This window comes from Arthrobacter sp. W4I7 (genome assembly GCF_030816215.1).
Classification (GTDB): Bacteria; Actinomycetota; Actinomycetes; order Actinomycetales; family Micrococcaceae; genus Arthrobacter; species Arthrobacter siccitolerans_A.
The window spans coordinates 2,174,045-2,192,845 of record NZ_JAUSXU010000001.1 but is presented as its reverse complement, the minus strand read 5'-3'; the positions used below and the strand labels follow the sequence as shown (position 1 = coordinate 2,192,845).

The window sequence follows — 18,801 nt, the reverse complement described above, 5'->3', positions numbered from 1 at the left end:
TGCTGCCCCGCTCCGGCGAAAGTGCCCCGCCTGGTTGCCGCGGGCGTCACTTGGCGATCCAGGCGGTGTAGAAGTTGGCGTAGGCCAGGCCGTTGTACTGGACGTCCTTGATCTTGGGTGAAATGAGGTACAGGCGCTGGACGAGCTGGTTCAGCGGGATAAAGTAGCCCTGCTTGAGGACGTGCTGCTGCAGCTCGCCCGCCACCTTCCCCCGGGCGGGGCGGTCAGAGGCGCTGGCAATGGCGGTGGAGAGGCCGTTCAGCTTCTGGTCGTTGGTGCCCAGGTTGAACCAGTTTTCGCCGTTGTTCTGGCTGGTGAGGACCCCGGCAACGGTGCCCACGTCAACAAAACTCCGGGAGGTCTGGAACAGCGGCGGGCGGCTGGCCTGGATAGCCGCGTAGCCGGCCACGTCCACCACCTTGAGGTTCACCTTGATGCCGATGCGCTGCAGCTGCTGGGCGATCAGCTCGTCCTCTGCCTTGGTGGAGGGAACGTACGGGTTGGGAGTCAGGGGGAACTCCAGGGTTTTCCCGTCCTTCACCCGGTAACCGTCCGGTCCGGGCTTCCAGCCGGCATCGTCAAGAAGCTTCCCGGCGAGCTCGGGATCGTATTTGAAGGAGCTGCTGTAGTCACCGGCTTCCGGGACATTGCCCTGGATGAAGGTGGTGGCGGCATCCCAGTCGGGGGTATAGACAGTGTTGCGGATTTCCTCGCGGTCGATGCCGTGCTGGATGGCCTGGCGGACGTTGATTTCATTGGTGGGGAAGGCCTGGGTGTTGACCTGGAATCCGTCCACGAATCCCAGGTACTTCGGCGTTCCGACCGTGAAGCCCTGCGCCTTCAGGGATTCGATTTCCTGCGGCTCAACGTTGAACGCCACCTCGGCCTGGCCGGAGGCCACCGTGGAGGTGCGCACGGAAGTGTCCTTGATGACCTTGTAGGTGATGGTGTCCAGGCGGGCCGGGCCGGTGTGGCCGAGCGCCGATGGCCCCCAGTTGTAGTCCCTGCGCTTCTCCAGCACGTAGCTGTCACCCTGTTTCCAGGACTTGAGCACAAACGGGCCGCTGCCAATTTCCTGGGCCAGGTCTGCCTGGGCGTCCACGGGGAGAGCGAGGGTTTTGGGGGAGAGCAGGATGCATCCGTGGTAGGCCAGCGTGGCGATGAAGCCCAGGGCGGGGGAGGAGAACGACACCCGGACGGTGCTCGCGTCGCTTGCTTCGGCGCTGACGAAGTTGCTGGACGGGAACAGGCCCACCTTGCTGATGCCGCGCTCCGGGTCACCCTTGGCCCAGGCGTTCAGGTTGGCCACGACGGCGGCTGCGTCCAGGGGAGTCCCGTCGGAGAAACTCACACCGGCCTTCAGGTGGAGGACGAAGTCCTTGGCCCCGTTGAGTTCCTCCCAGCTTTCGGCCACCCACGGGCTCAGCTGGCCCTTTTCGTCCACGTAGACAAGCTTGTCCGTGAGCTGGCCCCACAGATTTCCCTCGTAGCTGGAAATGGAGGTTTTGCTCGAGACCCAGCCGGTGTCATAGCCCTGGATCAGGAAGGTGATGTTTCCGCCGTCAACGGGCGTGCCGGCGTCGGACGAACCGGTGGTCTGGACGCCTGCCCCGCACGCTGTAAGTGCGGAGACGGTGAAGGCGCTGACGCCGGCGAGGAATACCCGGCGTCCGAAGGGTGATGAGTACATCGAAATGCTCCTGGAGAAAGATGAAGGGTGGTGTGGACTTAGATGGCTTTGCCGGGATTGAGCAGGCCGTGGGGATCGAGGGAAGCTTTGATGGCGTGCTGTGCCTGCCTGATCCGGCCGGACAGTTCCAGGGCGGCCCATTCCTGCTTGATGGTCCCCACCCCGTGTTCGCCGGTGACGGTGCCGCCGAGGGCGAGTGCCACGCGCACCAGCTCCGTGGCGGCGTCTGCCAGGGCGGCGGGCGGCTGTGCCGGATCGTCGCCGGGCCTGATGTCCTTGGTGATCAGCGGGTGGAGGTTGCCGTCGCCGGCGTGGGAGACCGCTGAGATGGTGACGCCGAAGCGGGCCTCCAGTGCGGGGAATGCCTCGTAGACCTTGGGCAGCTGTGATTTGGGGACGGCGATGTCCTCACCGATGTACCACTGGCCTTCCGGCAGGCCCCGGCCGTTGCGCCGCAGCTCCCAAAGGCGGATCCCGTCGTCGTCCGTTTCCGCGGTGACGCGCCCGCCGCGTGCCGTAAGGGCCGCCGCGAGGTCCGCTGCCTGCTCTTCGATGCCGTAACCGTCCAGCTCAATGAGGATCAGCGCCGCACCCCGGCCGCGGAGTTCCGAGCCCGAATGCTGGTCGATGTTGGCCAGGCTGGGGGTGTCGAAGAACTCGATCGCGGCCGGGCGGACGGGGGAGAGCGTGATGGCCGCAAGGCCTGCAGCGCCTTCGGCGGTGCTGTCGAAGAAGGCGGTGACCGTTTTGCGGGCCACGGGGATGGGCCGCAGCCGGACGGTGGCCCGGACTACGATGCCCAGGATTCCTTCGGAGCCGACAAAGAGGGAGGTCAGGTCCAGCCCTGTCACGCCCTTGATGGAGCGGTGGCCCACGGTGACCAGGCTGCCGTCCGCCAGCACGACGTCGAGGGCCAGGATTGATTCGCGGGTCACCCCGTACTTGGCGCACCGCAGCCCGCCGGCGTTGGTGGCGATGTTGCCGCCGATGGAGGAGATGTCGTAACTGGCGGGGTCGGGCGCGTAGAAGAGGCCGTACGGCTTGAGCCGGGCGTTCAGTTCAGCGTTGATGAGGCCGGGCTCCACCACTGCTACTTCGTCCAGCGGGGAGATTTCGACGACGGCGGCCATCTTTTCCGTGGACACCACCACCTGGTCTTCGCCTGCGGTGGCGCCGCCCGAGAGGCCCGTCCCCGCGCCGCGGGGCACCACTGACAAACCAAGTCCGGCAGCGAGCCGAACGGTCGCCTGCACCTGTTCGGCGTTCACAGGGAGGACGACGGCGGGGCCGGGGAGTTCCGCGCCCGTCGGCGCCCCCTTGGCGGTGGCGGCGTCATAGCGGTAGCGGGTGGTCCCGGATCCCGGAGCGAGCACTTCGAGGTCCGGATGGCGTTCGCGAAGTTCCCGCACGAAGGTGCCGACGGTTCGTGGGGGTACTTCGGTTTCTACTGATGTCATGCCGGTATCTCTCTTCGCGGGTTGCACTTGCGGCGCGCAGGCCATTCCCAAATTGTCGAAAATGGGTGTTCCGGCCGTAATGCCACCGGAACTCACTGAAGAGAAATTAGCCCTGCCGGGGAACGCCCCGCCAATCGGAAGGACACGTGGATCAATAATTCGAAATTCCGGGTAACTGCAATTCCCGCTTCGTAAAACAGCGACATTAGGCGACGCGTAATTATTTTTCCGGTTACGCCGAGAGAAGCAGGATGACAATTCGTTGCGGCCCGCGTCTGACCGTTTCGCGGAAGGTTGAATCAAGGGATGAGGTGATGGTTTGGTGAGGTAACGATCCAACGAGAGGCCAATCCATGACAGCCACATCAGATCTTGCTCCGCGCCGGCTTCGCGATATTTTTGGAAACTTTGCCAGCGGGCTGACGGTGATCACCAGTTCCGCCCCGGAGGGGCCCGCCGGCTTCACGTGCCAGTCCTTCGCATCGCTTTCCCTGGAACCTGCGCTGGTGACGTTCAGCCCGGCGCGGACCTCCACCACCTGGCCGGTACTGCGGGAGGCGGGTTCCTTTGCGGTCAATATCCTTCCCGCCGAGCACCAGCACCTCGCCGGCCAGTTCGCCCGCTCGGGTGCGGACAAGTTCGCCGGGGTGGGCCACACGGCCTCACCACTGGGAAACCCGATCCTGGATAACGCGCTCGCCTGGATCGATTGTGAGTTGCAGGCGGAGTACGACGGCGGAGACCACACCATCGTGGTGGCCGCGGTACGCCACCTCAGCGCACGGCAGGACGCGGAACCGTTGCTGTTTTTCAAGGGCCGGTACGCCGAACTGGCGCCGGCCGGACGCCTGCTGGAGGCCGCGGGCTGACACTGGATCCCGGCGCTGTACGGATCCCCAGCCGGGCCGTTCACTTTCCCCTTTAAAGTCAAAAGCAGGTTGCCCGCCCGCCGTTACGGCGAAGGGCGACCTGCTTTACGTATATCTATTCCGATGGTGGCTTTCCGGCATACTTTATTGGGCAATGCCGGCATCAATATGAAATGAATGCAACGAGTTCGCCCACACGGTCCTCCGGATAGTTCCGGGCAATGTCGGCCTGGCTGACGACGCCCACCAGATTGTGCCCGTCAATGACCGGCAACCTGCGGACCTGGTGGTCCTGCATCGTCCTGATGGCCTCTTCGATTGAATCGTCGGCCCCGATGGTCACGGGCTTGCCTTCCGCAAATTGGCCGGCCGTGGCCGTCCGCGGATCTCCGCCCTCCGCCAGGCACTTAACCACGATGTCCCGGTCCGTCAGCATGCCCTTGAGGCGGTTGTCCTCGCCGCAGATGGGCAGTGAGCCGACGTCAAGGTCCTTCATCTTCCGAGCGGCCGCTTCCAGGGTTTCGTTTTCACCCACACACTCCGCGCCCCCGGTCATGATGTCCCGTGCCGTTGCCATGATCGCTCCTTCGTCCATGATGTGGTGCCGTCTCTGCGGCCTGGTCGGATGGCCTTCGGGACGCAGTTCGCGATGACGGCCCGGAGTACCAGCCGATGAAAAAATGCTAAGCCTGCTGATTATCTGTGTCCAGAGCTGCGGGCCGGCACCGCGTGGCGGGCTTCATTCCTCCGGAGATCCGTTCTTGCTTCGCCGGGATCAGGTAGTAAGCTTGCTGATCAATACTAGTAAGCCTGCTGATTAATCCACGACAGGAGTAGGGCCATGGGAACCGTTTTTGCTGCCGTCTCGGCACTGGTGGTCGCCGCTGCCGGTGCGGCCGCGGCTCTCAGCGCTCCCTTTGGTGCTGCCGGCCACGGGGGCCAGTACCTTGCAGGCCACGTGCTCCTGGGGCTGGGCCTCGGGCAGTCGATCGCCATCCTGCTGCGGATCGGGCTCAAGCGTCTGGTGGCACGGCGGGCGGCAGTCAGCGCCCCTGATGCTCCGGGGCAGGCGGAACGAGTACTGCCGGCCCGTCCGGCCGCAATGGCGCCGGCGGCCGTGTCCCAGGCAGCACTGGCGCAGGCAGCCATGGCTTCCGTCACCGTACTGCCGGCACCGCCTGCGGCAATGGTTCCGCTGCGGGGCAGGCATGCCGCCTGAGGCTTTGGCACCCGCCGGGGGCACTGGCGGGCCGGGCCGCAAGGGGTTCCGGCTCCGGCGCGCTTTAGCGGCCCTGGCAGGTTCCGCCTGCGTCGGCCTGGCACTGTATGCCGCCTCCCCGCTGCTGCATCCCGCGGATGCCCAGGAGGGGACGCTTCGGGGCCTGCAGATCAGGGTCCTGAACATCAGCCAGGCGGCAGCAGAAAACAGGATGGACGGCGCCCTCGCGGCACTGGACGCGCTGGAGAAGGACCTGGACGACGCTGCCAGCCAAGGCTTGATTTCCCTGTCCCGCTACCGGGGAATCGAAGCCGCAGTCGCGGACGTGCGGGCAGACATCACCCAGCTTGCTGCAGTATCGGCAGCCGGCGTCCCGGCGGCAACCGCATCAGATGCATCCACACCCGATGCGCCGGCGCAACCGCAAGAGCCATCCCCGGCCGAACCTGAACAGTCCACCGTTGTCCCGGCCCCGTCTGTGGTCCAGCCGGAACCGGTCTTGCCAGGCCCGGTCCCGCCGGACCCGGCCAACGAAGCCAAGGGCAAGGCGAAGGGAAAAGCGAAACCCTAGCTGCAGTCCGGGCACAATGGACGGATGACTTCTCCGGGCAGGCAGCAACAGCCGGTCGCCGGCAAACCCTTTGACCTGGCCGTCATTGGTGCCGGCGCTGACCTTCGCGGCCTCGCTGGCTGCCCTCACCCGGGCGCTGGGTGGCGGGGCCGGCCGGGCGGCAGTAGTGCAGGCACCGCCAGGCACGGGTAAAACCACGCTCGTCCCGCCGCTGCTCGCAAACCTCCCGGTGCACAGCCACGGGCGGGTCGTCGTCACGCAACCCCGCCGCGTAGCTGCCAGGGCGGCCGCCAGGCGTCTCGCCGTGCTGGACGGCAGCCAGCTAGGCAGCCGCGTCGGATATTCCGTCCGCGGCGAGCGGCAGGCGGGGCCGGGAACCGTCGTCGAATTTGTCACACCCGGCATCCTGCTGCGCCGCCTGCTGGCTGACCCCGGACTCGAGGGCGTGGCTGCGGTGGTTCTGGATGAGGTCCACGAACGCGGCCTGGAAACAGATCTTCTGGTGGGCATGCTCGCCGAGGTCAGGGAATTGCGGGGTGACCTCACCGTCGTCGCCATGTCCGCCACACTGGACGCACCGCGGTTTGCGGCACTGCTTTCCACTGACGTCGGCGGGCCGGACGACGGCGGGTCCCCGGCTCCCGTGGTGGACTGCCCCTCGGCCCTGTACTCCCTGCAGACCGACTGGCGGCCGGCCGCAGGACCGCGGCTTGACGGCAGGGGAGTGACGCCCGCCTTCCTGGACCACGTGGCGCGGACTGCTGCGGAGGAGCTCACCCGCGCCCTCAGCGACGACAGCTCGACCGACGCCCTCATTTTCCTCCCCGGCGCGAGGGAAGTTTCCCGTGTGGCGGCCGATCTGGGGGGGCGTCTGGGAAGCAGCGTTGACGTCATGGAACTCCATGGGCAGGCGGCAGCGGCTGAACAGGACCGGGCCGTTTCCGGGCGGCTGCCCGGCGGAAAACCCAGGGCCATCGTCTCCACCGATCTCGCCGAGTCCTCCCTCACAGTTCCGGGTGTCCGGCTGGTCATCGATTCCGGCCTGACGCGGGAACCGCGCCGCGACGCCGGAAGGGGCATGAGCGGCCTGGTTACGGTCTCCTGTTCCCGCGCCTCGGCTGATCAACGCGCCGGCCGCGCGGCCCGTCAGGGTCCCGGGCGTGTGGTGCGGTGTTATGACCAGCAGGCCTACGCTGCGGCACCCGCCCACGTGACGCCGGAAATCAAGGTGGCAGACCTGACCGGAGCCGCACTCCAACTCGCGGCCTGGGGTTCTCCGCGGGGTGTTGGCCTCGCCCTTCCGGACCAACCTCCACTGCAGGCCATGGACGACGCAGTGGAGGTTCTGCGCGAACTTGGCGCTGTGGCCGAGGACGGCCACGCCACCGGCATGGGACGGCTCCTGGCAACCATTCCGGCGGATCCCCGCCTGGGCCGGGCACTGCTGGACGGAGCGGCCACCGCCGGTCAGCTGGCCGCAGCGGAAGCAGTGGCCCTGGTTTCGGGCGACCACCGCGCCCCCGGTGCTGACCTCACCCGCCTCCTGTCACAGTTGCGGAATGAGCCAGGAGCCGCTGGCCGGCGCTGGGCGGAGGACACCCGCCGCCTTGCGGCCCTGGCGCAACGAGGCCCGCTCTCCGATTCTCCCGCCTTGCCGTCGCCGGTGACCGGCGCCGCGGTGGTGGGTGCCGTCGTCGCACTCGCCTTCCCGGACCGGGTGGCGCGCCTCGTGGCCGGCGGGGCACCGAACCGCTATCTGCTGTCCTCCGGAACCCGCGCAGGGTTGCCGGCGGGCAGTTCCTTGTCCGGCCAGGAATGGCTGGCCGTGGCGGAAGTAACCCGGGCCGAGGGCAGGGATTCCGCCGGTACCGGTGCCGTGATCCGCTCGGCCGCGCCGTTGACATCAGACCTCGCGGAAGCCGCCGCTTCGCACCTTCTGGCCGAGGCGGTCGAGGCACGGTTTGCCGGCGGGCGGGTTTCCGCGCGGAGGGTGCGGCGCCTCGGGGCAATCATCCTGGCCTCCACCCCCGTCCGGCCGTCGCCGGCGGAGGGGCGGGCCGCCGTCGCCGGGGCTTTGGAGAAGGAAGGCCTCGGAGTCCTGGAATGGTCGACGGCGGCCGATGCGCTGCGGCGTCGGCTCGCCTTCATCCACCGCGGAGTAGGCGCGCCGTGGCCGGATGTCTCGGACCAGTCCCTGCTGCTGCAGCTCCAGGAGTGGCTGGGCCCGGAGCTGGAACAGCTCGCCGGCGGGGCGGCCGCAGGTTCCATCGATCTGACCAACCCGCTCCGGCGGCTGCTGCCCTGGCCCGAAGCCGCCAAGCTCGTTGACCTGGCGCCGGAATGGCTCGAAGTACCCAGTGGGTCGCGGATCAGGATCGAGTACCCGGAGGTTGCAGATGAAACAGCCCGCCCGGTGGTGGCCGTCAAACTCCAGGAATGCTTCGGGTGGGCAGAGACGCCCCGGCTCCTCGGCGGCCGCGTACCGGTCCTGTTCCACCTGCTGTCACCGGCCCGGCGGCCCCTTGCCGTCACCGACGATCTCACATCGTTCTGGTCCGGCCCCTACACCCAGGTCCGGGCCGAAATGCGCGGTCGCTATCCCAAGCACCCCTGGCCTGAAGATCCCTGGTCGGCAACCGCAACCGCACGCGTCAAACGGCGTCAGTAGCTGGTTCCGGCGCACGCCTAGCCGGCTGCTTCAGGCTACGTGAGAAGTAAGATACACACCCGAAACGTCACGTCGATGGGCTGAAACATGCCCCGGTTAGGCTCGTTCCTACCTGGACAGAGTGGTCCTTATCAGACACGGAAGGACGTAAAGATGTTTCTCTTGAACAGCCTTAACCTTTTGCTCGACGGCCGGCGCAATGAAGACGGCCGGTCCCACAATGGTGCCGGCGGAACCAGCGAGTTTCCCGAAGGCCGCCTGACCTCCGCCGCCTGGGAGGGCTGGTGGCACGAGGAAGCAGCAGCATAGCCCGGCTTTCCCCTGGCCAGGCCGGTGTCAGCGCATAGCCCCACCGGGAGCGCCCTGTGTCAGGACTGGTCCTGCATAAAGGCGGCCACCGGCCGGGCCAGTGAAGCGCCAACCTCTGCTGGCGGGCGTTTCATGCCGGCGACGGCGAATGAGTGGTCGGCTCCCTCCACCCACTGGAGGACGGCATGGGGACCGATGCGGGACACCACGTCCTCGAGGATCTCCGGGGTGGCGAACGTGTCACGGCCGCCCTGGAGGAACAGCATGGGGGTGGCCAGCCCGTACAGGTGCTCGTCCCGCAGCTTTTCCGGTTTTCCCGGTGGATGCAGGGGATAGCCCAGGTACACCAGCCCGGCGGCTTCCATACCGTCGGCTACAGCCATGGAGGCCATCCGGCCGCCGAAGGATTTGCCTGCCGCCCAGAGCGGACCCGTGTCCTGATGCTTCGCCGCCTCCTGCGCCGCCGCGGCCATGGCACCACGCCAGGCGGTGATGGCTGCGGGCGGACGGTCCGGAAACTTCCTGCCCGCTTCCCGGTAGGGGAAGTTGAACCGCAGCGTCGCAACGCCGAGCCCGTTCAGTGCTGCTGTGAACCCCGTCAGGAACGGGTGCTCCATCCCGGCGCCGGCACCGTGGGCCACCACCACTGTGGCGGACGGATTGTCGGGGCGGGCGTAGGCGGCGGTGACGGTGACGTCGCCCACCGTAACGGTCAGGGGCACTTCCGGGACTGGCATCCCTCCATCATGCCGGACCGGGAGGCCGAAATCTGTCCGGTTTCCACAGCCGGGGTGTACGTTGTCCCCATGGCGAGCGAACAGACCACCATTACTGTGCCGGGCCCCGACGGCGGGCGCGAGATGCGCATTTCCAGTCCCAGCCGGGTCCTTTGGCCGGACCTGGGTCTCACCAAACTGGACCTGGCGCGTTACATCTGCGACGTGGGAGAAGCGTTCATCACGGCCAACGGTGACCGGCCGGTGGCATTGCAGAGGTACTCGGACAACGTCGAGGGCGAGATGTTTTTCTCCAAGAATCCGCCCAAGGGAACGCCGGACTTCATACGGACCCAAAAAGTGGTTTTTCCGAGCGCCCGCTCACATCCCATGCTGATCCTGGACGAGCCCGCCGCAGCCGTGTGGGCGGTCCAGATGAACACGGTGGTCTTCCACCCGTGGCCCTCCCGCGCGGCGAACACCGACAATCCGGACCAGCTGCGCATTGACCTTGATCCGCAGCCGGGGACGGATTTTGGCGATGCCGTTCCGGCCGCGCTGGTCTTGAAGGAAGTCCTGGCCGAAGCCGGGCTTACCTGCTTTATTAAGACCTCAGGCAACCGGGGGCTGCACGTGTACGCGCCGATCGAGCCCACCCGCGAGTTCCTGGACGTGCGGCATGCGGTCATCGCTGCCGCCAGGGAAGTGGAGCGCAGGATGCCGAAGAAGGTCACCACCGCGTGGTGGAAGGAAGAACGTGGAACACGCGTCTTCCTGGACTTCAACCAGGCCAACCGCGACCGCACCATCGCCGGCGCCTACAGCCCCCGGGCTCTGCCGCACGCCTCGGTATCGTGCCCCATCACTTGGGACGAGCTGGAGACCGCGGACCCCAAGGACTTCACCATCCTCACCGTCCCCGACCGGCTCAAAACCGTGGGCGACCCCTGGGCGGACATGCACAAGAAGCCTGGCTCCATCGATACCCTGCTCGAGTGGTGGGACCGCGACCTGAAGGCGGGCCTGGAAGAAATGCCCTTCCCGCCGGATTACCCGAAGATGCCCGGCGAACCGCCCAGGGTCCAGCCCAGTCGCGCCCGGAAGCAGGACTAACGGGCTATTCGAAGCGGGACGGGTCCCCGGTTCCTCGGCGGGCAACCTCGGCCACGCCACTGGAGAAATCCACCACCGTGGTGGGCTCCGCTCCGCAGTCGCCGGCGTCGATCACCGCGTCCACCTGGTGGTCCAGCCGCTCCTTGATCTCCCAGCCCTGGGTCAGCGGGTCCTCCTCGTCCGGCAACAGCAGCGTGCTTGAAAGCAGCGGCTCACCGAGCTCTGCCAGCAGGGCCTGGACCACCCTGTTGTCCGGGATCCTGACGCCCACGGTCTTTTTCTTGGGGTGCAGCAGGCGCCGCGGGACCTCCTTGGTGGCCGGGAGGATAAAGGTGTAGCTTCCGGGCGTCACGGACTTGATGCTGCGGAAAACATCATTGCCAATGTTCACGAACTGCCCCAGCTGTGCGAAGTCCTTGCAGACCAGTGTGAAATGGTGTTTATCGTCAAGTCTGCGGATGTTCCTGATCCGGTCCAGGGCGTCCTTGTTGCCCAACTGGGCCCCCAGCGCGTAGCAGGAGTCAGTCGGGTAGGCGATCAGTCCGCCGTCGAGCACTATGCGCACTGCCTGGGCAATGGCCCGGGGCTGCGGATCCTGGGGATGAACATCAAAGTATCTGGCCATGCACCCGAGCCTACGTTCCCTGCCGGGCCCGCCGCACCACTTCCTTGCCGGAGCAGCCGCCCGGCAGCGTCACCGCCGCCAGCACCAGGGTGGGAGAATGTGGCTCATGGGTATGGAACGGATCGTCGTTGGCCTCCAGGGCGACGACGACGGGGAACTCCTGGTGCGCCGTGCCGCGAGGCTTCTCCACCGGGGCGACGGCGGCGAGCTGCTCGCCGTCCACGTACGAACCCCGGCAGGCACCCGGGCAGAGTCCCCGCAGGCACTCCAAGCCCAGCGCGGGCTGGTTGAGGACCTGGGCGGCAGCTATCACACCGTGTCGGCGTCTGATGTCGCCCGCGCCCTGGTGGAGTTCGCCCGCTCGGTACGGGCCTCCCACGTCATCGTGGGACAGTCGCGCCGCCACCGGATCACGGCCCCCTTCCGCCTGGGCGTGGACGCCAGGGTGGTGCGGGAAGCAGCGGACATTGATGTCCAGGTGGTGCCCCTTGTCAGGCATTCCGGCGGCCGGGGGAGGCGCACCGAACTGGGCAGGGTGCGGACCGGGTTCGGGTTTGCCCTCGCCGCGGTCCTTCCGCCCTTGTTGCAGCTCCTCCTGGCCATGTTCGAGCACAGTGTGGCTACCGCGGTGCTGATCCAGCTCACGGGCGCAGTGGCAGTATCCCTGGCAGGCGGACTGTGGCCGGCCGTTGCCGGTGCGCTGTGGAGCAGCCTGCTGGTGAACTATTTTTCCACTCCGCCCCTTGGCGACCTCGCCATCCACGACCCCCAGGACCTCCTGTCGCTGGCCGTTTTTGTCGGCGTCTCGGTGGCGGTGGCGGGGGTGGTGGACGGATCTGCACGGCGTTCCAAGGAGGCCTCCCGGGCACAGGCCGAAGCCGCCACCCTGGGTGATCTTGCCCTGGGTGCCTCCCGGTCGGAGGACACCCTGCACGGGCTGCTCGCGGAAGCCCTGGATGCCTTCGGCGCCTCCGGGGCCGCCGTCGTCAGCAACCTTCCAGCGGCGGGCGAGCAGGATTCGGGGCACCCGGATTCAGGGCACCGGCCGCTCCTGCTGGCCGGCGCCGGTGATATATCCGGCTGGCAGGATGGAACGCAGGACGACGGCGGCGTTCCGGGGACCACCACCGTCCAGGTGGATCCCGTGACCTGGCTGGTCCTGTTCGGCCGGGAGGTCCCGCCGTCAGGTCGGAGGCTGCTGGGCGCCTTCGCGGTGCACGTCAAGGCACAGCTGGAACGCCGGCAGCTGGAGGCCAGCCGGCACGAAATCCTGCGGCTCGCCGAAGGGAACACCATGCGCACCGCCATCTTGCAGGCCGTGTCCCACGACCTGCGTACGCCACTGGCCGGGATCAAACTGGCGGCCGGCGGGCTCCTGCAAAATGGCGTTGCCTACACTCCGGCTGAACAGCGGGAGTTGCTCGAAACCATCGATGCCTGCACTGACCGGCTCGATTTGCTGGTGGGGAACCTGCTGGACATGTCGCGGATTACTGCCCGGTCTGTGGAGCCGCTGCTGGGGCCGGTCCGGTGGGGCGAGGTCATTGATGGGGCCCTGCGCGGACTTCCGGAGGGTGCCATAACGGTAGCCCTACCGGCCAACCTGCCGCCCGTGGAGGCTGACCGCGGGCTGTTGGAACGGGTCATCGCGAACATCCTTGAGAACGCGCTCAAACATGCGCCGGGTTCAGGAGTGGCAATAACCACGACGGCGGACGGGCTCGCCGGCGTGACGGCCGGAGGACACCCGTGCGGTGAACTCCGCATCGCCGACCATGGCCCCGGCGTCCCCGAGCGGAAGGTGCTGGACATGTTCAGGCCATTCCAGCGGGCGGACGACCTGCCCCATGCCAGCGGGCTGGGCCTCGGACTCGCCGTCGCCCAGGGTTTCGTCCAGGCGATGCGGGGAACCCTCACGGCCGAGGCGACTCCAGGGGGAGGACTGACAATGATCATCCGCCTGCCGCTCTCCACCGGCAGCCCCGGTATTGCCGGGAGCATTGCCCCCGGCGCGGAGACCATCCAGGGCACCGGGACGGTGTTGAAGTGACCGGACGGCACGAGCCCAAGGCTGACGAAACCGAGCCGCACAGTGGTGCCAAAATCCTCGTGGTGGATGACGACCCCCACCTGCTGAAGGCACTGCGCATCACACTGGCGGCGCATGGCTACGGCGTGGAAACCGCGGCGGACGGGGCATCCGCCCTGCTCGCTGCCGGCCGCAACGTGCCGGACGTGGTGGTCCTGGACCTCGGACTGCCGGACATGGACGGCGCAGACGTCCTCGGTGATCTTCGCCGGTGGAGCTCGGTCCCGGTGCTGGTCCTGTCCGCGCGCCACGGATCATCGGACAAGGTGGGGGCACTCGATGCCGGCGCCGACGACTACATCACCAAGCCTTTCGGACTGGACGAACTCCTGGCCCGGCTCCGGGCGCTGCTCCGGCGCGTCCCCGGACCCGATTCTGCCCCTGTGGTGGCATCGTCCGGCTTCACAGTAGACCTTGTGCACCGGCAGGTGCTCCGCGACGGAAACGCGGTCCGGCTTACGCCCACGGAGTGGAACATCCTCGAAATCCTCGTGCGGAATCCGAAAAGCCTCATCACCCAGCAACAGTTGCTGGCGCATGCCTGGGGGCCCGCCTACCAGAAGGAAGCCAACTACCTGCGCGTTTACATGGCGCAGCTCCGCAGAAAACTGGAAGCCGACCCCGGCAACCCCCGCCACCTGCTGACTGAACCCGGAATCGGGTACCGCTTCGTTCCCTGAATCGGGGGAAACCGGAGGCCATGCCCCCTACCCAGAGGGCTGCCCTTGGGGCAGGATGTTGTCTGGTTCCATTCCTTCCAGTACAAACTCAAGGAGATCCAGCCATGCCCACCACCCTCAACCCCTACCTGAGCTTCCGTGACGATGCCCGGGAAGCCATGAACTTCTACCAGTCGGTGTTCGGCGGTGAGCTCACGCTCAGCACTTTTGGCGAGTTCCAGGCCAGCGAGGACCCGGCGGAAGCCGAAAAGATCATGCATGGCATGCTGACCACCACGCAGGGCCTGGTGCTGATGGGTGCGGACACTCCGAACAGCATGGAGTTCAGCGCAGGCTCGTCCATCTCCGTCTCCCTCAGTGGCGATGACGAGGCGGAACTGCGCGGCTACTACGACAAACTCAGTGGCGGAGGCGGCACCGTCACAGTGCCGATGGAACAGGCTCCCTGGGGCGACATCTTCGGGATGTGCACCGACCGTTACGGGGTGGCCTGGCTCATTAACGTCAACAATCAGCAGGCGGCCCCAACTCCGTAATCCGGCAGCCGGGCGGGGCCCGCCCGTGTTTCCTTGAGGAGGGACGCCACGCAGTGCGACGATGTACGCGTGGAGTCCCTCTTTGATTTCCTCGCCGACAAATGGTGGCTCGTTTTCCCGATGAGCGCGCTGGCAGGCCACTGGGCAAATTCATGGCGCAAGGCCGGCGACCGGAGGCACCAGCGGAAGGTGGAGCTGTACAAGCTCCGAAACCAGGCGCATGTGGCGGAGAACGCCTCAACGGCCGACGTCGAGACTCTGCTGGCCGCCCACGACGCCACCAACAAACGCCGGCTGGAGTACGAGCTCGACGTCGGCAAACTGATCGACTTCCCGCTCATGACAGATGTCCGCGAACCCCTCACCGTGGCCTTCCTGCGTGCCAAGCGGGAAGCCGACGGGCTGCGGCCGGCATCAGCGGCGGACATGACAGCAGCACTCGAGGGCAAAATCGCCCCCATGCTCGACCCCGGCGTGCGGCCCTCGGATTCCCGGCACGGCTGATAGCCGGGGAGGAACCGTGGCCCGCCGTACGCTCTATCTCGACGTTGACGGCGTCGTCTGTCCCTTTGGTCCGGAAGGGCGCAACGGCTGGGGAACCGCGTGGCGGCGCGCTGCTGCCGGCCTGTTGCGCGTGGCGTACGCGCCCGAACTTGTTAGGGGACTCAACAGCCTGGCGGCGGCCGGGGAACTGCGGTGCGTCTGGCTCACCAGCTGGGAGGAACTGGCGCCGCAGTACCTCTGCCCGGCGATCGGGCTGGAGGGCGGCCGCTGGCCGCACCTGACGGCGGAAGGGGCCGGAAGCGGCGCCGGTTGGTGGAAGCTCCAAGCCATCCAGGACGATGTGGAGCGAACCGCGCCCGACGCCGTCGCCTGGGTGGATGACCAGCTCGCGTACGAGGCCGAAGCCCAGGCCTGGGCCCGGGTCATGGGCCACCGGCTGCTGGCTGTTTCACCGGATCCCAGGCGGGGGATCTCGCCGTCGGAGCTTGAAGCAGTCAGCTCCTTTCTCGGACAGCCGGTGTTTTGACCTCCTGCCGCGGACGCGTACGATCGATAAGGTTTCACGCCGGCTGTTTAGCGCGCCGCAGGTCATTCCAAGCGAACAGCTGGTGAATTATGCTGTGCAAGGCAGCCGGGGAAAGAAACTGCTGAACGTCGACTCTGCAGATTGGGCAACAGGTGGATATCACCTTCATGGTGGCGCTGGTTATAGCACTGGCACTATTTTTCGACTTCACTAACGGTTTCCACGACACCGCGAACGCGATGGCCACGCCCATCGCCACGGGTGCGATCAAACCGAAGACAGCCGTGGCCCTGGCAGCCATCCTGAACCTGGTGGGCGCCTTCCTGTCCACGGAAGTGGCGAAAACGGTCTCCGGCGGCATCATCCGTGAAGGCTCTGGCGGCGTGCAGATCACACCGGACATTATTTTCGCGGGCCTCATGGGGGCCGTCCTGTGGAACATGATCACCTGGTTGAAGGGCCTTCCGTCGAGTTCCTCCCACGCACTGTTCGGCGGCCTGATCGGCGCGGCCATAGCGGGCATCGGGTTCAACTCGATCAATCTTGAGACCCTGCTCCAGAAGGTCATCCTGCCGGCGATCTTTGCGCCGGTCATCGCCGGGGCCGCTGCCTACCTCTGCACCCGCCTCGCCTATGCACTGACTTCGCGCCACGACCCGGAAACCGGCAGCAAACTGACGCAGAAGCGCGGCGGCTTCCGGACCGGCCAGATCTTCACCTCAAGCCTGGTGGCGCTGGCGCACGGCACCAATGACGCCCAGAAGACGATGGGCATCATCACGCTGGTGCTGATTGCAGCCGGTACGCAGGCGCCCGGCTCCGGCCCCCAGTTTCTGGGTAATCGGAGCCTGCGCCCTCGCGATCGCCATCGGCACCTACGCCGGAGGCTGGCGCATCATTCGGACCATGGGTTCGGGCCTTACCGAAGTGAAGCCCGCCCAGGGCTTCGCTGCTGAAACCAGCACCGCCTCCGCCATCCTGGCATCGTCGCACCTCGGCTTCGCGCTCTCCACCACGCAGGTTGCGTCCGGCTCCGTGATCGGTTCAGGTATGGGCCGCAAGGGAACCACGGTGCGCTGGGGCATGGTGGGCAAGATCGCCCTCGGGTGGCTCTTCACCCTTCCCGCTGCAGGGGTCGTGGGTGCGCTTACCGCGTTGCTGGTCAAGACCGGGATAGTGGGCGTCCTGATCGCCGCCATCGCTGGTACCGGTGCCGTCCTCTTCATGTTCTTCTACTCACGCAAGTCCGCCGTAGGCCACCACAACGCCGTCGAGGTCGAGGAAGTGGGCCAGGCCGTCCGCTTCGCCAAGAAGAAGGCGATGGCACGGGCCCGTGCAGAAGCCAAGGCGAAGGCCAAGGCCGAAGCCAAAGCGAAAGCCAAGGCAGAAGCGCCCGCTGACGCGAAAGCGAAAGCCGAAACGAAAGCCCCGGCTGAAGCGCAAGCCGATAAGAAGGCCCCGGTAGAAGCCGAACCCGTCGAGACGAAGGATGCCCAGCGATGAAGTGGTTGGAACTGCTGACCGTGGCCGGAGCCACCCTGGCGGCCGCAGTGACCGTGGTGGTCCTCTACTCGCTTGGCGTCAGGCTGACTGCCATCGCCGGTGATGCGCAGCAGACCTCGCCGGGCCTGAAACGTTCACTGGCCTATGCCTGCTTTGGCCTGTGCGGGCTGGCCGTCCTCTTCGGGCTCTACCTGATCATTCCGTACTTCTCCCGCTAGACTCCGCCAGCACCCAAAGCGACAGCCTCCCGGGCCGTTGGCCAGGCCGCGGCACATGGCTAGGCTTGAGCCATGTCACGGATCCAGTACTTTGTCGCCGCATCCCTCGACGGTTTTATCGCCACCCCCACGGACGACCTTGACTGGCTCCTGCAGTTCGACGGTTTCGAGGGCGGCATGGAAAGCTACGAGGCTTTTATGGCTGGCGTGGGCTGCATTGTGATGGGCGGCGGCACCTACACCTGGCTTATGGAGCACCAGCCCGGAAACTGGCCCTACCCTGGCACGCCCAGCTACGTCTTCACCCGGCACGAGTACGTGGCGCCTGACGGGGCGGACATCACGTTTGTCCGCGGGAACATCAGCGAGTTCATCGCGGACTTCAAAGCCGACGCGGGCGGCAAGAACGTCTGGGTGGTGGGCGGTGGAGACCTCGCTGCCCAGTTCGCCGACGCCGGCCTGCTGGATGAACTCATCCTCTCCGTCATCCCCGTGGTCCTGGGAAGCGGCAAGCAGCTCTTGCCGTTGGCAGGCCCGACGCCGCCACTTGAGCTGACTGCTTCGCGCGCCATGGGCAGAGGCATTATTGAGCTGCGGTACCTGCTGAAGGGCAGCGGCAGCTGAGCCCGTCGAACCCCGGTGGTTGAGACGCCCCATCACCTCCCGTGCGTTTTGGGAAGACGCCCCATCACCTCCCGTGCGTTTTGGGAAGACGCCCCATCACCTCCCGTGCGTTTTGGGATGACGCCCCATCACCTCCCGTGCGTTTTGGGAAGACGCCCCATCACCTCCCGTGCGTTTTGGGATGACGCCCCATCACATCCCGCGGTGGAGCTGCGGAAGGTGATGGCGCGTTCGAAAATTTCATGCGGAAGGTGATGGGGCGTCGGACGGGGTCCGTTCCGCGCCTCAGCCCTTCGAAGGCGCCGCGTTGTCCCGGATCATGTTGGTGATGCGGGCGGTGGACAGCCGGCGGCCCTGCTCATCCGTCATCACGATTTGGTGCGTTGCCAGAGTCCGGCCAAGGTGGATGGCCGTACAGGTTCCGGTCACGGTGCCGCCTGAGATGGAACGGTGGTGGGTGGCGCTGACCTCGATGCCCATTGCATGGCGGCCAGGACCCGCGTGCATACCGGCCGAAAATGAACCAAGCGTTTCCGCCAGCACCACGTGGGCGCCGCCGTGAAGGATGCCGGCCACCTGCGTGTTCCCCTCCACCGGCATGGTGGCCACCGTCCGCGCAGGGCTCATCTCCAGGAAACGGATCCCCATTTTCACCACCAGGGCGCCAATCCCGAATTGGCCAAGCCAGCCGTGCAGGTGCTCCGGGACTCCTGCGGCAGTGAGCTCCCCGGCGAAGGGGCCGGGCGTGAAATTGTCCATCATGGCAACTAGGCTGGCATCTGTGAGTGAAACAACCAAACCGGCCCCTTTCCCGTCCGACGTCCTGCAGGAGGACGCTTCCCCGGAGGGCTCCTCTGCCCTTCAAGACCCTGCAGATCAGGACG

18 protein-coding genes and 2 pseudogenes are annotated in these 18,801 nt (G+C 66.5%); 14 read left to right on the top strand and 6 right to left on the bottom strand.

The window, feature by feature from the left end:
• Positions 1-46: 46 nt before the first annotated feature.
• Together QF047_RS10180 and QF047_RS10175 are read right to left on the bottom strand one after the other, a co-directional pair.
• Complete coding sequence (locus QF047_RS10180; RefSeq protein WP_307276336.1) at positions 47-1,690, bottom strand: ABC transporter substrate-binding protein; 1,644 nt, start codon at positions 1,688-1,690, stop codon at positions 47-49.
• Positions 1,691-1,728: 38 nt separating this feature from the next.
• On the bottom strand, positions 1,729-3,147 hold the full coding sequence (locus QF047_RS10175) for an FAD-binding oxidoreductase (protein ID WP_307276335.1): 1,419 nt from the start codon (positions 3,145-3,147) through the stop codon (positions 1,729-1,731).
• 353 nt (positions 3,148-3,500) lie between these two features.
• Here QF047_RS10175 and QF047_RS10170 point away from each other — a divergent pair, with 353 nt between their 5' ends.
• A complete protein-coding gene (locus QF047_RS10170) occupies positions 3,501-4,016 on the top strand; it encodes a flavin reductase family protein (RefSeq protein ID WP_307276332.1) in 516 nt (171 codons plus the stop codon).
• A 163-nt stretch (positions 4,017-4,179) separates the two neighbouring features.
• Here the strand turns inward: QF047_RS10170 and QF047_RS10165 are convergent, their stop codons facing one another.
• Positions 4,180-4,593: a CBS domain-containing protein gene (locus QF047_RS10165; RefSeq protein ID WP_306633252.1), complete on the bottom strand. Its 414-nt coding sequence runs from the start codon at positions 4,591-4,593 to the stop codon at positions 4,180-4,182.
• 264 nt (positions 4,594-4,857) lie between these two features.
• On the opposite strand from QF047_RS10165, the gene QF047_RS10160 reads away from it, so the two are divergent.
• The 4 genes and pseudogenes from QF047_RS10160 (at position 4,858) to QF047_RS10145 (ending at position 8,783) form a co-directional block, all read left to right on the top strand.
• Positions 4,858-5,235 (top strand): hypothetical protein, encoded by a 378-nt coding sequence (locus QF047_RS10160; protein WP_307276328.1) that lies wholly within the window; start codon positions 4,858-4,860, stop codon positions 5,233-5,235.
• Complete coding sequence (locus QF047_RS10155) at positions 5,225-5,806, top strand: hypothetical protein (protein ID WP_307276325.1); 582 nt, start codon at positions 5,225-5,227, stop codon at positions 5,804-5,806. The genes QF047_RS10160 and QF047_RS10155 overlap by 11 nt, the downstream gene beginning before the upstream one ends.
• Before the next feature lie 24 nt (positions 5,807-5,830).
• A pseudogene (hrpB, locus tag QF047_RS10150) lies at positions 5,831-8,474 on the top strand (ATP-dependent helicase HrpB).
• A 153-nt stretch (positions 8,475-8,627) separates the two neighbouring features.
• Positions 8,628-8,783 (top strand): hypothetical protein, encoded by a 156-nt coding sequence (locus tag QF047_RS10145; RefSeq protein ID WP_306633259.1) that lies wholly within the window; start codon positions 8,628-8,630, stop codon positions 8,781-8,783.
• A gap of 59 nt (positions 8,784-8,842) precedes the next feature.
• On the opposite strand, the gene QF047_RS10140 is transcribed toward QF047_RS10145, so the two are convergent.
• Positions 8,843-9,520, bottom strand: coding sequence for an alpha/beta family hydrolase (locus QF047_RS10140; RefSeq protein ID WP_306633262.1), 678 nt, complete (start codon positions 9,518-9,520; stop codon positions 8,843-8,845).
• Positions 9,521-9,589: 69 nt separating this feature from the next.
• On the opposite strand from QF047_RS10140, the gene ligD reads away from it, so the two are divergent.
• Positions 9,590-10,612 carry a non-homologous end-joining DNA ligase gene (gene ligD / locus QF047_RS10135; protein WP_307276319.1) on the top strand — a complete coding sequence of 341 codons (1,023 nt, stop codon included), beginning with the start codon at positions 9,590-9,592 and terminating at the stop codon, positions 10,610-10,612.
• 4 nt (positions 10,613-10,616) lie between these two features.
• Here ligD and QF047_RS10130 read toward each other — a convergent pair whose 3' ends face one another.
• Positions 10,617-11,237, bottom strand: a complete 621-nt coding sequence (locus QF047_RS10130; protein WP_306633266.1) for an L-threonylcarbamoyladenylate synthase — start codon at positions 11,235-11,237, stop codon at positions 10,617-10,619.
• 106 nt (positions 11,238-11,343) lie between these two features.
• Here QF047_RS10130 and QF047_RS10125 point away from each other — a divergent pair, with 106 nt between their 5' ends.
• From QF047_RS10125 to QF047_RS10090, 8 genes and pseudogenes are all read left to right on the top strand, one after another.
• Positions 11,344-13,287, top strand: a complete 1,944-nt coding sequence (locus tag QF047_RS10125; RefSeq protein WP_307276314.1) for a DUF4118 domain-containing protein — start codon at positions 11,344-11,346, stop codon at positions 13,285-13,287.
• Positions 13,284-14,006 carry a response regulator gene (locus QF047_RS10120; RefSeq protein WP_307276311.1) on the top strand — a complete coding sequence of 241 codons (723 nt, stop codon included), beginning with the start codon at positions 13,284-13,286 and terminating at the stop codon, positions 14,004-14,006. The genes QF047_RS10125 and QF047_RS10120 overlap by 4 nt, the downstream gene beginning before the upstream one ends.
• Before the next feature lie 104 nt (positions 14,007-14,110).
• A complete protein-coding gene (locus tag QF047_RS10115) occupies positions 14,111-14,542 on the top strand; it encodes a VOC family protein (RefSeq protein ID WP_306633273.1) in 432 nt (143 codons plus the stop codon).
• A gap of 69 nt (positions 14,543-14,611) precedes the next feature.
• A complete protein-coding gene (locus tag QF047_RS10110; protein ID WP_307276304.1) occupies positions 14,612-15,046 on the top strand; it encodes a hypothetical protein in 435 nt (144 codons plus the stop codon).
• A gap of 16 nt (positions 15,047-15,062) precedes the next feature.
• Positions 15,063-15,572, top strand: a complete 510-nt coding sequence (locus tag QF047_RS10105) for an HAD domain-containing protein (protein WP_307276302.1) — start codon at positions 15,063-15,065, stop codon at positions 15,570-15,572.
• Positions 15,573-15,724: 152 nt separating this feature from the next.
• Positions 15,725-17,075: pseudogene (locus QF047_RS10100) on the top strand (anion permease).
• On the top strand, positions 17,072-17,293 hold the full coding sequence (locus QF047_RS10095) for a hypothetical protein (RefSeq protein ID WP_306633280.1): 222 nt from the start codon (positions 17,072-17,074) through the stop codon (positions 17,291-17,293). Before QF047_RS10100 ends, QF047_RS10095 begins: the two are co-directional and overlap by 4 nt.
• Before the next feature lie 72 nt (positions 17,294-17,365).
• Complete coding sequence (locus tag QF047_RS10090; RefSeq protein WP_307276298.1) at positions 17,366-17,917, top strand: dihydrofolate reductase family protein; 552 nt, start codon at positions 17,366-17,368, stop codon at positions 17,915-17,917.
• A 285-nt stretch (positions 17,918-18,202) separates the two neighbouring features.
• Here the strand turns inward: QF047_RS10090 and QF047_RS10085 are convergent, their stop codons facing one another.
• Positions 18,203-18,679 (bottom strand): hotdog fold thioesterase, encoded by a 477-nt coding sequence (locus QF047_RS10085; protein ID WP_307276296.1) that lies wholly within the window; start codon positions 18,677-18,679, stop codon positions 18,203-18,205.
• Positions 18,680-18,801: the final 122 nt, after the last annotated feature.